The sequence below is a fragment of the Bacteroidota bacterium genome (assembly GCA_016718825.1).
Taxonomy (GTDB): domain Bacteria; phylum Bacteroidota; class Bacteroidia; order J057; family JADKCL01; genus JADKCL01.
The window spans coordinates 1-16,200 of record JADKCL010000007.1 but is presented as its reverse complement, the minus strand read 5'-3'; the positions used below and the strand labels follow the sequence as shown (position 1 = coordinate 16,200).

The 16,200-nt window shown below is 54.1% G+C and carries 9 protein-coding genes; 6 read left to right on the top strand and 3 right to left on the bottom strand.

The genetic code is table 11. The features are described 5' to 3' along the window. Nucleotides 1-241 precede the first annotated feature (241 nt). From IPN95_09645 to IPN95_09620, 6 genes are all read left to right on the top strand, one after another. On the top strand, nucleotides 242-3,082 hold the full coding sequence (locus IPN95_09645) for an HYR domain-containing protein (GenBank protein MBK9449666.1): 2,841 nt from the start codon (nucleotides 242-244) through the stop codon (nucleotides 3,080-3,082). A 75-nt stretch (nucleotides 3,083-3,157) separates the two neighbouring features. Then, nucleotides 3,158-3,655 (top strand): VCBS repeat-containing protein, encoded by a 498-nt coding sequence (locus tag IPN95_09640; GenBank protein ID MBK9449665.1) that lies wholly within the window; start codon nucleotides 3,158-3,160, stop codon nucleotides 3,653-3,655. Next, nucleotides 3,652-4,599, top strand: coding sequence for a VCBS repeat-containing protein (locus tag IPN95_09635; protein MBK9449664.1), 948 nt, complete (start codon nucleotides 3,652-3,654; stop codon nucleotides 4,597-4,599). Before IPN95_09640 ends, IPN95_09635 begins: the two co-directional genes overlap by 4 nt. Then, nucleotides 4,496-6,130, top strand: a complete 1,635-nt coding sequence (locus IPN95_09630) for a choice-of-anchor D domain-containing protein (GenBank protein ID MBK9449663.1) — start codon at nucleotides 4,496-4,498, stop codon at nucleotides 6,128-6,130. The genes IPN95_09635 and IPN95_09630 overlap by 104 nt, the downstream gene beginning before the upstream one ends. Before the next feature lie 188 nt (nucleotides 6,131-6,318). Beyond that, entirely contained in the window at nucleotides 6,319-8,964 is a 2,646-nt protein-coding gene (locus IPN95_09625) for a T9SS type A sorting domain-containing protein (GenBank protein ID MBK9449662.1), read from the top strand. A gap of 338 nt (nucleotides 8,965-9,302) precedes the next feature. After that, on the top strand, nucleotides 9,303-11,426 hold the full coding sequence (locus tag IPN95_09620) for a leucine-rich repeat domain-containing protein (protein ID MBK9449661.1): 2,124 nt from the start codon (nucleotides 9,303-9,305) through the stop codon (nucleotides 11,424-11,426). Nucleotides 11,427-11,642: 216 nt separating this feature from the next. Here the strand turns inward: IPN95_09620 and cydB are convergent, their stop codons facing one another. The 3 genes from cydB to IPN95_09605 all read right to left on the bottom strand — a co-directional run bounded on the left by cydB (nucleotide 11,643) and on the right by IPN95_09605 (nucleotide 15,283). Beyond that, the gene (gene cydB / locus IPN95_09615; protein ID MBK9449660.1) at nucleotides 11,643-12,719 is read right to left on the bottom strand and encodes a cytochrome d ubiquinol oxidase subunit II; all 1,077 of its coding nucleotides are present in this window, start codon (nucleotides 12,717-12,719) and stop codon (nucleotides 11,643-11,645) included. A gap of 4 nt (nucleotides 12,720-12,723) precedes the next feature. After that, entirely contained in the window at nucleotides 12,724-14,052 is a 1,329-nt protein-coding gene (locus IPN95_09610) for a cytochrome ubiquinol oxidase subunit I (protein MBK9449659.1), read from the bottom strand. Nucleotides 14,053-14,629: 577 nt separating this feature from the next. Next, a complete protein-coding gene (locus IPN95_09605; protein MBK9449658.1) occupies nucleotides 14,630-15,283 on the bottom strand; it encodes a hypothetical protein in 654 nt (217 codons plus the stop codon). Between the last annotated feature and the right edge of the window lie 917 nt (nucleotides 15,284-16,200).

The following is a 16,200-nucleotide window of genomic DNA, read 5'->3' as shown; positions in this document are numbered from 1 at the left end:
CCACCCCAACTTTGTCTCGGTTCAATCGTGGCGATCACTGCCGTTTTAGCTGTGGTCATGCATGAATCCCGTCTGGAAGTCCGACCCTGATTCGGAATCCTGATCAGGGCAAACTTCATGGATGGCTTCGGATGCAACGGCGCGGATAGGTCTGCGGAAATCGAGATTTGTTATGCAAAACACCAGAATTACAAGAAAAAGGAAAACGCTGACCGCCCTGCTACAAAGGGGTGCTTGGATTTTGCTAGCCCTGGCAGGCTTCTCCGCTGGCGCCCTGCAGGCCCAGGTGCCGACGGTCACGGCTTTCAGCCCAAGCAGCGGTTCCTGCGGTACCACGGTGGTGATCACGGGTACGGACTTTTCGGGGGTGACCGGTGTAAAATTCGGCGGGGCGAATGCGGCATTGTTCACGGTGAATTCCAGCACAGAGATCACCGCAACAGTCGCGGGGAGTGCATCGGGGAGCGTGACGGTGGAAAACGGGAATGGCACAGGTAGCATGGCGGGTTTCACCCATTTGGATGTTACACCACCGACATTGACCTGCCCCACAGCCTTGACGATCAACAATTCACCGGGCCTCTGCACCGGCGCGACAACCCTCCTACCCCCCGCTGCGACGGACAACTGCGACGGAATCGGCAACGGCCTGGATTTCGATGGTGGCAATGACTATGTCGCATTCAATGGCTTCAACATCACCACCAACACCCTTACCATCGAATGCTGGATCAAACCCAACGGGCCGCAAAGCATTGGCGATGGCCTCGTTTACAGGCGAGGGACCGGTGTCGCCACGGGCCTCAGTATCGGCTATGTGGATCCTACCAGAATTGGTTATAACTGGAATGACAATTCCAATACTCACAACTGGACAGGTGGCCCCGTTTACAATCTAAATGTCTGGAACCATGTGGCTTTGGTGATCGAACCTGGCCAAGCGACCATCTATTTGAATGGCGTGGGCTATGTGAACGCTGTTCCACATCCGGCCATCAATCTCAGCGGGCTCTTCAGGCTGGGGCAAGACGATTTGCAGTCGCGCTTGTTCAATGGAGTGATCGACGAGGTCCGCGTTTGGAATTATTCCAGGACCCAAGCCCAGATTCAAGCGAATATGCAACAAGAGCTGAATGCGCAACCGGGCTTGCTACGTGTCTATCATCTCAATGAGGGAGTACCCGCAGCCACCAATACCGGCATCACGTCGGCGGCCGATGCTTCCGGCAACAACGCATCGGGCACCCTCAACAATTTTGCGCTGTCTGGCGCGGCATCCAACTGGGTCGTTGGCACGGCGACCATACCCAATGCGGTCTTCACCAACAATGCCCCCGGTACCTATCAGATGGGGAACACGAGTGTCGTATGGACTGCTACCGATCCGATGGGAAATTCCAGCACCTGTACGCAGACCGTCACGGTCGTGGACAATGAGGCCCCGGTCATCACTTGCCCCGGCAATCAAATCTTGAATGCGGGGACAAACTGCACGGCAACCGCCACTTATTCTGCCACCGCCACAGACCTTTGCAGTACGCACGCGGTGACCTATAGCCCGGTCTCGGGTTCGGACTTTGCATTGGGGACGACCACCGTCACCGCCACGGCGACCGATAGTTTTGGCAACAGCGCAGCATGTTCCTTCACCGTCACGGTGAATGACGTCACACCACCCACGTTGACCTGCCCCACAGCATTGACCATCAACACTTCACCTGGCCTCTGCACCGGCGCGACAACGCTCGTAGCACCCCTTGCGCCTGACAATTGCGGTGGGCTTGGCAATGGCCTTAAGTTCGATGGAGGGGATGATTATGTGGGATTCAATGGCTTCAACATCACCTCCAACACCCTTACCATCGAGTGCTGGATCAAACCCAACGGGCCGCAAAGCGCCACCGACGGCATCGTTTTCAGGAGAAGTGGCGCTGTGGCCACGGGTCTTGCAATCGGCGACTCGGACCCGACGAGAATCGGGTATACCTGGAATAATCAAACCAATTCCTTCTCCTGGACAGGCGGTCCTGTTTACAACGTGAATGTCTGGAACCATGTGGCCTTGGTGATCGAACCGTCGCAGGCTACGATTTATTTGAATGGCGTCGGCTATGTGAATCCCATCTCCCATCCTGCGATCAATCTCAGCGGCATTTTCAGGCTGGGGCAGGACGATTTTGCGTCACGCCTGTTCAATGGCGCGATTGACGAGGTCCGTGTCTGGGACTATTCCAGAACGCAAGCCCAGATTCAAGCGAATATGCAACTGGAGCTGAATGCAGAACCGGGCTTGCTGCGTGTCTATCATCTCAATGAGGGAGCGCCCACAGCCAGCAATACCGGCATCACGACGGCGGCCGATGCTTCCGGCAACAACACATCCGGCACCCTCAACAATTTTGCGCTGTCTGGCGCGGCATCCAACTGGGTCGCTGGCACGGTGCTCACCCCCAACGCGGCTGTAACCGGCAACGCCCCTGGCATCTTCCCCATTGGCAACACGAGCGTCGTATGGACTGCAACGGATGCGATGGGAAATTCCAGCACCTGTGCGCAGACCGTAACGGTGGTGGACAATGAGGCGCCGGTCGTCACTTGCCCCGGCAACATCGTCGTGGCAGCAGGACCAGGCTGTGTCAGCACGGCCACCGTGACCTATTCCGCATCGATGACCGACAATTGCGCAGGTGGCAGTGTGACCTTTTCGCCTGCTTCGGGCTCGACATTCAGCGCAGGCGTCACCACCGTGACAGCGACTGCCACCGATGCGAGCTCCAATTCCGCCACGTGTGCATTCACCGTGACGGTAACGGTGCCTGCGCTGCTCACCGTTGCTCCCTCCAACTCAGGTAATGTCTGCGTCAACGCAAACACCGCCTCGGTGCTTGCCAATGCCAGCGGCGGCACGCCGGGCTATACCTACCTCTGGTCGCCGAGCAACCTCACGACCTCCAGCCTCACAGGTGTGGGCGCAGGCACCCATAGCGTGACCGTCACCGATGCACGCGGCTGCACGGCCACGGGCAGCACAACGGTAGGCACGCATCCTGTAACTCCTTCAACGTTCAACGTCAGTCAATAAACTATGGAAATCAAGGTCAAAACATCGGGGCTTTCCATGCCCCGGGCAACAAAAAAAATTCAACGATTCAATTGTATGAAAGGCTACAAATTACTTTCGATCAATGCTACCGCAGGCCTCCTGCTGATGCTGGCATTCTTCATTCCCCAACTCGTGATGGCGCAGGCACCGACGCTGGGAACCTATAACAATGCGACGGTAATGGCAGGGCAGAATACGCTTGTTACACCCTCAATTCCACCATCGGGTGCGCTTAGGGCCTTTGCCACGGCAAGCGCCAATTTTTCCGGCACGCTTTCGATGGACCCCGTTTCAGGAAATGTAAGGATAACTGCACCCAAGAATGCGGGTACCTTTGTTGTCACTGTAAAAGCTTACAGTGCAGCGAGCAGTGCCACGACCAGCTTTTCTCTCACAGTAACCAACCCTGTCTGCAGTCAAGGTAACTTTATCCCTGGTCCTGCATTTCTGACTGGATCTGGAAGCCCAACTGCTGTTGGCGTTGGCGACTTCAACAACGATGGCCACCAAGATTTGGCTTTGCCAATCAGACCAGCAATATTGTCTCGGTGAAATTGGGCAGTGGTACCGGTGTCTTTTCGGATATGCCGGATGTGCCGGTTGCTGCAGGCGCCATCGCAATAGTTGTAGCTGACCTCAATGGAGATGGAAAGCAAGACCTCGCTGTAGCCAATGGCAGCTCCAACGCCATTTCGATCCGATTTGGAGATGGATCAGGGGCGATTCCGGGCACAACCAACGTCGTCGTGAATGCTCAGGCATGGGAGCCTTCTGCCATGGCCGGGGCTGACTTTGACTCCGACGGTGATATCGATTTGGCCGTAACGACTTGGAGCTATTCGCGATTCTTGATTTTCACCAACAATGGATCGGGGACATTCACCGCTGGCAGCACCTTTGTCAACGGCACCGTCGTAAACTTTCCACGGGCAATTGCAGTTGGCGATTTCAACAAGGACAACAAGCCGGATGTGGTCATTGCCAACAGCAATTTGTATTCGGCTGCAGTCTTTTTTGGTGATGGTGCTGGATGGTTTTCATCAACGCTTTCTGTACCCTTCCAAACTGGATCCAACAACGGTGCTTGGTCTGTCACGGTGGCCGACTTCAACAAAGATTCCAATCCAGACTTTGCTGTTGGGCGTGGAGACGGTGGCGGCAATGACGTACGGGTCTTCTTTGGCAATGGATTGGGTGCCTTTTCCAATCCGACGATCGTTCCTGTTGGGGGCAGTGCCAGGTCGATCACCGCAGGCGACTTCAACGGTGATGGGAATCCCGACTTCATCACTGTCAATTTCCTTGACAATAGCCATTCTGTACGTCTCGAAGATTGGGCAATGGGCACTTACATCCTTCCAGTAATTTGGCGTAAGCAAGGTCCAGAACCCTATGTCGATTGGAGTAGGCGATTTCAACACCGATGGCAAGCAAGATTTCATTACTACCGTATCCAACTATCAAAATTGTGCGATCCGCCTGGGCGGAGCCAATGAAATCGACGTCCTTGGCAACAGTGTTTCCATCGCAGATGGTTCGACTTCCCCATTGACCACCAACCATACCGACTTCGGGGTTGTAGCCACCAATTCATCCTTGGCACGTACCTACACCATCAGCAACACGGGCAACACCGCACTCACGATCCCGACAGGCGGCATCACGCTCACCGGTACAGATGCATCGATGTTTGTACTGAGCGGCATCACATTGCCGGCAACCATTGCTGCAGGTGGCACCAGGACATTCGTCGTGACCTTTACACCCACCTCCCAAGGTGCAAAGACGGTCACGCTCAACGTTGCCAACAACGACTGTGATGAGGCACCCTACAATTTTGCTTTGCGCGGTGGTCAAGTCTGCGACTTCAGCACCTGCGTGGGCAAAACGCTCACCTTCAACGCCACCAATAGCGGTGCATCCTACGCATGGAGCTTCGGCGATGCCGGCACTTCCACGGCACAAAACCCGTCCCATGCCTACACCGCACCCGGGCAGTACACTGTCACCTTCCAATTGACAGACGTCAACGGCTGCGTTACCACAAATTCACAGATCGTCTGCGTCTATGATGCCCCTGTCGTGACCAACACCAGCTTGAATCCGCTTTGCAACGGCGCCACCAACGGCTCCATCGACGTGAGCGTGACGGGTGGTGCACCTGGAACGACCTTCACTTACGTTTGGTCCAATGGTGCTACCACGCAAGACCTCAGCAACGTAGGTGCGGGATCGTACACGGTCACCGTGACCGATGGCACCACCACTTGCTTCTCGACCTTGAGCGTGACCCTGACCGAACCGGTTGTGCTTGCTGCAGCTGCCACGGTCGGTACCAACGTGCTGTGCTTCGGCGCAACCACAGGCACAGCCACCGCATCTGCCACGGGTGGAACCACTCCTTACACCTACGCTTGGTCCAATGGTCAGACAGTTGCCAACGCCACCGGCCTTGCAGCTGGAAACTTCACCGTCACCGTGACGGATGCCAATGGTTGCTCCACGACCGCATCGGTCACCATCGCCCAACCTGCCGCTGCGCTTGCAGCTACCGAGACCCATACGAATGTCGGCTGCTTCGGTGCATCCACCGGCGCGATCGACCTCACGGTCACGGGCGGTACCAGCGCTTATACCTACTTGTGGAGCAATGGCGCTACTACCGAGGATCTGTCAGGCCTCGCCGCGGGCACCTACACGGTGACCATCACCGATGCCAACGGCTGCTCGACGACGGCATCTGCCACGGTCGGCGAACCAGCATCCGCCCTTGCCGTCGCACCTAGCAACAGCGGCAACGTCTGTCAGGCGGGTAGCAACTCCAACTTGCTCTCCAACGCCACGGGCGGCACGCCAGGCTACACCTACTTGTGGACACCGGGCAACGTCACGACGCAAAACGTGAACAACGTCGGCGCAGGCACCTACAACGTGACCGTCACCGATGCCAATGGCTGTACTGCCACCGGCAGTACGACGGTCGGCACCTTCCCCGGCACACCGGCGAGCTTTATCATCAGCCATTAATGGCTTGACCTGGCGCGCGCCGCTGGGAAATGAATTTTGCAATTGGCTGGGACAATACGGTCCCAGCCTTTGCACCTCTCAGAAGAAAAATAAAACGAAAAGCAATGGAGGCAACAACGACAGTTGAATCAGTGGTGAAACCAAGGCCCTCCGGACTTTTGACCAAAAGAATGAAGATTGCTTTGCAGATGTCAAAGAATGATATTTCAGATCGGATGATGCGCAACAACGGAAAAATCTCGAAGCTTTTGCGGTTGAGCATCTGTTTGATGCTGATGGTCTGCGCTGGTAGCCAACTTCGCGCCCAAGCAGGGAGCTTGGACCTCGCGTTCAATCCGGGCACCGGGGCAAACGGCGATGTCCATGCCGTTGCCATCCAGCCCGACGGGAAAATCCTGATCGGTGGAACCTTCACCCAATATGCCGGAACGGCCAGAAACCGTATCGCCCGGCTCAATACCGACGGTACGCTGGACCTCACCTTCAACCCCGGCACGGGCTGCAACGGCACTGTGTATGCCATCGCGATCCAGTCAGACGGGAAGATCGTGTTGGGCGGGGCTTTCACGACCTACAGCGGCAGCCCCAGAAACGGAATGGCCCGGTTGAACGCCAACGGAAGCATTGATACCGGTTTCACCATCGGTTCGGGTTTTGGTAACGGCAGGGTGGCTTCGATTTCGATTCAGCCCAATGGCTTTTTTGTGGTTGGCGGAACCTTCACCACCTTCGATGGCGTGGGACGGAACCGCATTCTGCGCTTGAATGCAAGTGGCGGCTTGGACACGTCCTTCAACCCCGGTTCCGGGGCAAACAACAACGTTTCGGCGACGGCGATCCAAACAGACGGCAAGATCCTGATCGGAGGGATTTTCATCGCCTTCAACGGGGTAAACCGCAACCGTATCGCGCGCCTCAATGCAAATGGCACCTTGGACACCGGCTTTGCCAACGGAAACGGATTCGACGATGGTGTGCTTTGCATTCGCATCCAATCCGACGGGAAAATAGTGGCTGGGGGTCTCTTTACGAATTACGTCGGCACGGCACGGAGCCGGATGGCCCGCCTCACGACAACGGGTGCGCTGGACGCCACATTCAACCCGGGATCGGGCTTCAACACCACTGTCCATGCCATCAGCATCCAAGGCGACGGGAAATTTGTGGTCGGTGGTGCTTTCACCCTATTTAACGGGGTGGCACGAAACCGCATCGTCCGACTCAATGCCAATGGGACCTTGGACGCGTCCTTTGGTCCGGGGACGGGCTTTAACAGCGGGGTCAACGCGGTTGCGCTCCAGTCAGATGGCAAAACGGTGGCAGGGGGAACATTTACGTTGTTCAACGGAACAGGCAGAAACCGCATCGCGCGGTTGTTGTACCGGGCGGAGTGTGACATGGTCACCTGCGTGGGCCGGGGGCTGACCTTCACGCCAGCGGCCATCAACGGGTTGGCCTATGCCTGGAATTTTGGAGACAACAGCTCCTCGTCCCAACAGGCGCCCACCCATACGTACGGGATAGCCGGCACCTACACGGTGAACCTGCAATTGACCGATGCCAATGGCTGTATTTCCACCCAAAGCCAGAAAGTCTGCGTGTTCCCGAAAGTTGTGCTCAGTGCCATCTCGATGAATCCTTCCTGCAATACCGTGAACAACGGCATGATCGACCTCACGGTATCAGGCGGCGCACCGGGCACGACCTTTACCTACCAATGGTCGAGCGGGCAAACAACCCAGGACATCAGCGGCCTCGGGGCTGGAACCTATACCGTGACGGTCACGGATATGGAGACGGGCTGCAGCCAAACCCTGAGCACGACGCTTACTGCTCCGATTCCGCCCAAATACGGGATTGCGGGACAATCGGGCTTCTGCCAAGGCGGAAGTGTCACGCTCGACGCCGGATTGGGCTACAGTAACTATCTCTGGTCGACAGGCGCAACGACACAAACGATCACGGTCAGTGCTGCGGGTACGTATTCGGTGACGGTCACGACATTGGCGGGATGTCAGTCTACTGCGTCCAAGACGGTGGTGATGTATCCTTTGCCTGCTGTAGCAATCAACTATTCTCCTTTGGGTTGCACGGGTGTGAACGGTACGCTGGCAACCACACCGAGTTTCGTCAGTTATGCCTGGTCGACGGGTCCAACGACGCCGACCATCAATGTGACGCAAAAGGGTCCTTATTCGGTCACGGTAACCGATGCCAATGGTTGCACCAATTCGGCAACGATCCAGGTGAATCCGAGCAGCAGCTGCCCCACACCTGGCGGACTTCCGGTCACGGCGAATAACAACTCGTCTGCCACGCTCAATTGGATCGCGGTTCCATGTGCGGTGGGATATACGATCCAGTACCGCAAGGTAGGTACAATCCCTCCCGGGACCACGGTCACCGTTGCTGCGCCTGCGACAAGTGTCACGATCACGGGTTTGACAGCCGGGACCCAATACCAATGGCGCATCAACACGGATTGCGGACAAGGTCCGGCTTCTGCCTGGTCAGTCTACTACCAGTTCTCAACGCCATTCGCGAAGGCCGCCGCCGTCTCCGCCGAGGCATCAGCGCCCGAACCCACGCTCTTCCCCAATCCCAACGATGGCAAGTTCACCGTGAAATATGATGCTGCCGAAATGGGCGAAGTCGAAGTCTGCGTCTGGGACATGAACGGCAAGCGTGTCTATTGCGAGAAAAAGTCCACCAACGAGGGTGAAAACACCTGGGACATGGACTTCCAACTCGCGAGCGGGGTGTATTTCTTCCGGATTGAGCCGCTCACCCAAGGAATGTCGGAGCCCAAACGGATCAAGTTTGTGGTGGAGTAGATTGATTTGCAACCAACTTAACGAGATCGGGCTGTCTTCCTTGGAGGGCAGCCCGGTGAGTTTGCGTTTAAGATCACAGTTCGAGGATTTAGCGAAGGCGGCGCTCACACCATGTTTTGGGTAGCGCCGCCTTCGCAGTGGGTCGTTGGCCACCCAATGCGCCCTGCCTGCAACCCCGCCAGTGCCAATGCGCCCGAAGTTTGAGTTGGAGTTCAAGATGACTCTGGCACTCGCACATGCAGTTGACAAACTCAGGCCTGGAATTGCAACGAATGCTTGTTTGTTTCGCCTATTTTCCCGAGCTTTTTCCGCAATCACTATGCTGCAAATAAAATAATATGAAGGATTTAGCATCTGAACTCATTGCCAAGGCGAAAGCCGAAGGATGGAAGAAATTAGACTTGGGGCAAACGGGCATCGTGGGCATAGTCCCTGCATCTGTAGGGGATCTTGAGGAACTGGAGGAATTGATTTTGAGCAATGGTTGGCCTGAAATCATCAACGGCGAATTGGTGATGCTACAATCTGAAAATGCAGGAAATCCCAACCGCATTCGAACATTGCCCTCCAAACTGCCTCCTCGGCTGCGTAGTCTGAAAGCCGACTACTGTGAAATTGAGGATTTGAAGCCGTTGGCGGATCTTTGGCATCTCCGCGTACTGACGTTGACCCAAAATCCAGTTCGTGACCTCAGTCCCTTACAACAACTGGTCAACTTGGAGGAACTCAGGCTGAGCCTTACACCTGTTTCCGATCTTGGGCCATTGTCGGACCTGAGAAAGTTGCGGATACTTCATTGCTCGATAGCTCCCGTTGCTGATTTGGAACCAATCAGGGGCTTACAAGAATTGGAATCGTTGATGCTCCTTGGCGATCACATTACGGAAATTGGACCGCTTTCCCAACTTACGAAATTGACCCAATTGGCGCTCGAAAACAGCAAGGTGAAAGATTTTTCGCCATTGACTTCCCTTGTTTGCCTGGAAACCCTCAGTTTGCATGGCTGTAGTGCGTTCACGAATCTTGAAAGCATCCGCACATTGACGGCTTTGCAGCATTTGAATATCGGCTATACAGCTGTGTCTTCCCTCGAATCGATTGGTGAACTGAGCGCCTTGCGGGAACTGCACCTGAACTTTACCTCCATCAACGACCTTGCCCCCTTGGTAGCCTGCGCACCCACCCTTCGCAAGCTTTGCCTCAGCGACCTCCAATTGGAAGATTGGAGTCATTTGGCCGAATTGACGCAGCTCGAGCAGCTTGAACTCGACAGTTCGTCCATTGAGGACCTTGATCCGCTCAGTGGACTCACCGAACTGCGCTCCTTGGGATTGCAATTGACATTCGTGGAAGATTTGCGCCCATTGTCGGGACTCACGCAACTAACCACCTTGGATCTCAGCGAGGTTCCAGCCACTTCCCTCGACGGTCTGGAGCAACTTGTTGCATTGGAGACTTTGAATTTGAGTCGTACCAAAAGTCCGTCCATCTCGGCACTCAACGGACTGACCCATCTCAAGGAACTCCACCTCAACAATTCCAAGTTGGCGGACCTCAGCCCGCTTGCCGGCATGCCTCGACTCGCGGTATTGGTCATCGGAAACACCAAAGTCAGCGACTTGAGCCCGATCAAGAACTGCCTGGAATTGACGACATTGACCGCACCCAGTTCGCAGATCAATGACCTCCGTCCGCTTGAAAACTTGGTTGCCTTAACGCAATTAGATGTGAAGCATTGCCGGATTGAAGTGATCTCAGGGCTTGAGGGACTCCAAAGGCTAAATTCCCTTGATTTAAGAGGCAATCCGATCCGGGATCTTGTTCCACTGCAGGCATTGCACGGGCTACGCTGTTTGGACATTGGGAGCACCAGCATCTCAGACCTTTCCGCCTTGTCCGGGCTGCTGCAGCTGCGAGAACTCAGGGCTTTCAGTTGCAAGATCAAGGACATTGATCCGATAGGTAACTTGACAGCGTTGACGCATCTCGATCTCGGGTCCAATCCGTTGCAGGAAATTGGCGTATTGGGCAACCTTCTGGCCTTGGAGGAACTCAGCTTGGGCTTCTCGAATGTGAATTCCGTTGCGGCACTTGGGTCACTCAGCGCCCTGCAAGATCTGGATTTGGCTAACAGCAAGGTGACGGCGATCGACGAACTAGCGCAATTGCAGTCGCTTGAAAAACTAAACCTCGCATTGACAGGCATCACAACCATCGACGCAGTACGATCCCTCCATCGTTTGACTTCGCTGGATGTAAGCCAAACGGCAATCTTGGACATCGAAGCCTTGCGCGACTTGGTGAAAATCAAAACGTTGAATCTTTCTAATACCGCAGTGTCGGACATCGAAGCCTTGCGCTACTTAACGAGTTTGGAAGATTTGGATATTTCGGAAACGCAAGTGACCGATTTAGCGCCGATTGCTGTTCAAATCGCGAATGGGCTTTATTTGAAAAAATAGTTGAGAGAAGTTTTTTTGTGGCTATCGGGAGGTTGACTGTACACTACCTCCGTGCGATATCAGCCCACCTGAGCAGTAACACTATGGACGCCAATGACGCACCCTAGAGTTTGCGTTGGAGTTGGAGTTCAAGATCACAGTTCAAGGAATTAGCGAAGGCGGCGCTCACACCATGTTTTGGGTAGCGCCGCCTTCGCTTTGTTCTGGAATGGCCGCTCAATGCTCCCCATATTCAACATCGTCCATTTTGCCCTTGAAAATGCGGTATTGGACGACGACATAAATCACCACAAGCACCGCCGCAAAGGGCCACCAATACAGTCCCGCTTGGAGTCCATACGCATCTGTGGCGGTATTGTACACTGTGAGGTCGGGATGGAGGGCGTTGGAGGAGGGCAATAAGACAGGGAAGACGGAAACCGCCGTGCTTGCAGCAGCACCAACGATGAAGGTTGTCGAAGCAAGGAATCCGGCGCCATCGTGCTTGAACCGTTTGATATTCAGCAACCCCACCAATCCGGCCAATGTGAGCAACGGAAAGATCCAGAACACAGGCATGTCCAGGAAATTGCGGAAGGGATCGGGCCGCACCGTCAACCAAGCGACGAGCGACAAGGCGACCAAGCCGACCAATACCCAGCTCAGCCGAAAAACCCAGGTTCGGAGTTGCTCGTGAAGGCTGCTCCGGGTTTTGAAGCGAATCCAATTGGCTCCGTGAATGGTCAATGTCACCAATCCGACAAGGCCCAAAATGAGGGTAAACCAGTCAATGATCCCAAGGTCGATGCCCAACGGGGAAAAGTCACTGACCCAGAGTGGCAAGAAAAAATAATGCGGTTCGAAGGCACTGACATTCCCTTCCAATCCCCCCAAATTCACGCCGCGCACGACATTCCCCAAGGCCAATCCAAAAAACAGGGCCAGCAATAGACTCGCCACCCCAAAGGCCTTGTCCCAAGCAGTTCGCCAAAGTGCATTGTCCACCAACCCCCGCAACTCGAGACCGATAGCCCTGAAAATCAGCAGCCAGAGAATCATGATCAAGGGCAGGTAAAATCCGGAAAAGGACGCTGCATACAGTTTGGGGAATGCAAAAAACAAGACACCGCCAGCAGCGATGAGCCAGACTTCATTCGCATCCCAAAAAGGTCCGATGGATCGCGTAATCAATTGTTTGTCACGTTCGTCGCGGCCAAAAAACAGGTGAATGATGCCTGCACCGAAGTCGTAGCCATCGAGCACGACGTAGACGGTGAGCATGGTCATAAGGATGATGAACCAAAAAGTCTCCATGGCCTTAGTGTTGAAGTGTTTGCGGTCCCTTGTGAATGATTTTGCCCGTGAGCAGCAAAAACAGCAAGCCCAAAAGCATGTAAAGTCCGACGAATCCCAGCAGCGTAAAGAGGGTATTTCCGGCGGATACATTGGGCGATGCACCTTCGGTCGTGCGCATCAGGTCATACACGAGCCAAGGCTGCCGACCGAGTTCGGCGGTGTACCAACCTGCAAGATTGGCGATATAGGCCAAAGGCGCGATCAGCATCAACGGCCACAACAGCCATCTTGCCTCAAACAGTTTCTTTCGCCAGAGCATAAAACCCGCCAACGACATCAATCCGATGAAGATCGTGCCCAAACCGACCATGATATGATAGGCATAATACAGTCCCGGTACGTTGGTAGGCCAAGTATCCCGGGGAAATTCGTGCAAGCCCTTGACCTTTGCATTCCAGCGGTTATAGGTAAGGAAGCTCAAGACATTGGGCACCGCCAGCTTGTTGTCGAGCTTCTCCGCCTGCATATCGGGTTGCCCGATGAGCACGATTTCGGCCCCCTCCTCCGTATGAAATAGACCCTCCATCGCCGCAAAGCTCACGGGTTGGTATTGTACCATGTTTTTGGCTGCCCAATCCCCGGTGGGAAATGCCACGAACAGACTTGCAACCAAGCCTGCGACCACGCCCGTGCGCAAAAACAGCTTCCCAAAGGCCGCATGCCGGTTGAGCAGTAGGTAAAATGCCCCGACCGCCGCCATCACAAAGGCCGAAGTCACCAACGAAGCCGCCTGATTGTGAAGGTAGGAGGGCAACAACCAAGGATTCGAAAACAACGCCCAGAAATTATTCAGGACAAAGCGGCCATTCTCCACAATTTCATAGCCCACAGGATGCTGCATCCAAGAATGCGTCGCAATGATCAACCATCCGCTCAGCCACGAACCCAGGAAAACCAGAAATCCCGTCAAGAAGTGCAGGCGCTGACCGAGCAGTTTCTCCCCAAACAGAAACAAGCCCAGGAAAGAGCTTTCGAGAAAAAACGAAAACATGCCCTCCATCGCCAGCGTTTGCCCGATGATGCCACCCGTGCGTTCAGAAAATTTGGCCCAGTTCGTGCCGAATTGAAACTCCATCGGGATGCCAGTGACCACACCCATCATGAAATTGATGGCAAAAATCTTCATCCAAAACTTGGCGGCGTCGTTGTAAATCTCCTCCCCTGTGCGCAAATGCCGCCATTTGAACCAAACCATGAGCAACGACAAACCCATGGTGAGCTGCGGAAACAGGTAGTGGAACGAAATGGTGAAGCCAAATTGTATCCGATCATAAAGCAATGCATCTTCCATCATTCACCTCCTTTGGTCAGCTCCGGTTGGAGCCCAACAAACTTACATGACAACAAATCAAATCCATCCTTGCCGATGATCCGCAAAAAAATCCTTTGGGGCGAATCGTTTTGCTTTCTACCACTCGCACCGACTTTCAGTTTAAGACGCTGTTGCCTCACGACCACACCACATGCCCTTTCCGCTACGCGAAACACAGTGTGCAAACCCTTCTGCAGCCAGCCGATTTGAAGCCTGAAGCGACACGCAACAAGAATCGAATACAAAGCTAATGCACCCATCGGGAACCCATGTCACTTTGGTCACGCACAGCGGAGAGCAGTCATGGTACACGAAAACCGGGCAAAGTTCTGATCCCGAAAAGCCAAATCAATTCAACCCAAGATACAATTCCGGAAATTCTGCAAATCCTGTAAATTAGCTTCGCTGATCTAAAGATTCTGATCCAGACAATCACCCCAACAATTCAACCCGCGGTGTGATTCTGCAAATTCTGTAAATTCTGCTTCAATAGAAAGTCCCGCTACTTTTCAGTAACGGGACCCAGCCGCCAGCCAAGCGGCAAAAAACCAATTCTTCAGCGTTTAAAACAAACGCTCAATTCTATGGCATTGCCCGAACCCATCAGCGTATTGGCACCGCCGATTTGTCGGTAGAACTCAATGCCGAGCCCGACGACCAGGCTCACGTCCACAGGCACGACCGGCGCATTCGCGATCGTCGCAGTCAGCTGAATGCTCGTCGGAACCAACGGGCCACGCAACGGCAATACCGCCGTTTGGTCCGATGCCTTCAAGCCATTCAGCGCAGCATTGACGGGTTGATAGGGAATCGTACCACCTACAAACGTGTAGTCCGCAAGAAGTCCGGCAACAAGGTAGACGCGAAAATGCGTTGCGCCTTGCGGCTTGGCCAAGTCAAGACGCGTGTCAAACGTGGGCACATCCAGCTGCACCATATTGCGGTCCAGATTTGGCAGCAGATCATAATCTGCCTTGAACCTTCCCGCTAATGGCTCTTCCCGGTTCAGGTCGAAATCGTAGGCCATAGCTGCATTCGCTGCAATTTCGACCGAACGTTCACCACCAATGCCACTGCTTTGAGACACAATCCTGCGCATCAACCCTTGCATACGCGAAGTCAAATAGCGCTCACCAAATCCCGTAGCTTGGTTCCCAAGGCACTTGCGCAATGCACTCGCGGCCAAAGCTGCGCCAGTGAATTCCGACATGTTTTCACGCGTCGGGGCAAAGCCTCCTCCGTCATGATTCGATCCTTGGTCACAACATCCGACAAATGGGCGCGCGCCTTGCCTCGGTCGATGACCATGCGGACGTTACCGTACTGTCCGCTCAAATGAACAACTCCGAAATTGCTTTCCCATGTCATTTTGTTTATGGGTAAGTAAAACACACCAATACGCACACGTCAATTCCGCTCGAATCACACACGGCGACTGGCAAAAAACTTGATTTTTTATGCCCCACATCACGCCGACGTGGAGCGGCTAACGGCTGTTACAAGAGGGAGTGCAAGTTCTGAAGCCAGCAATGATTTACATGTTCTACTCCTTTCTAATTAAAACCATAATATCGTTAATTCTCTTCGTGCCTTAATGTGTCTTGGTGGCTAAAAGTTACCTTGGTGCCTTAGTGCCTTAGTGGCCAGAGTCAGGGAACAGCAACAGTTTATTTCTTCAAATTCATTCTTTGCAAATCTATACGCCAAGAATTCAATTATGGTACATCAAAACGAAAATATTTTTAATTTTTTCACCTCAATTTTCCCGCACTGACATACCTCTCCTGATCGGCCTGTATATCAACCCATTTTGGCCATAATAAATATCCTCCTTTGCACCGCAAGACGGCGCAATGATTGTGGTCAAAGCATTACCTTTTGATAGGTCATTTTGCACATGGGCAAACTAGGTTTGACCCGTCACTCCGGATGCATAACACCCGTAGCGGAAGAACGCACCACCCTCATTATTTCGGGTGGCAGCCAGTGGTTAGCAAGAGTATTACAGCATGATGTGTCCGGACCCGCCTGGCAGACTCCGTGCAACATGTTTCAATAATACAACATCTCAAAACCCCGCGCAGCAAGAATGGACGAACGGGCACCCTGGAAGGACGAAGTGGCACA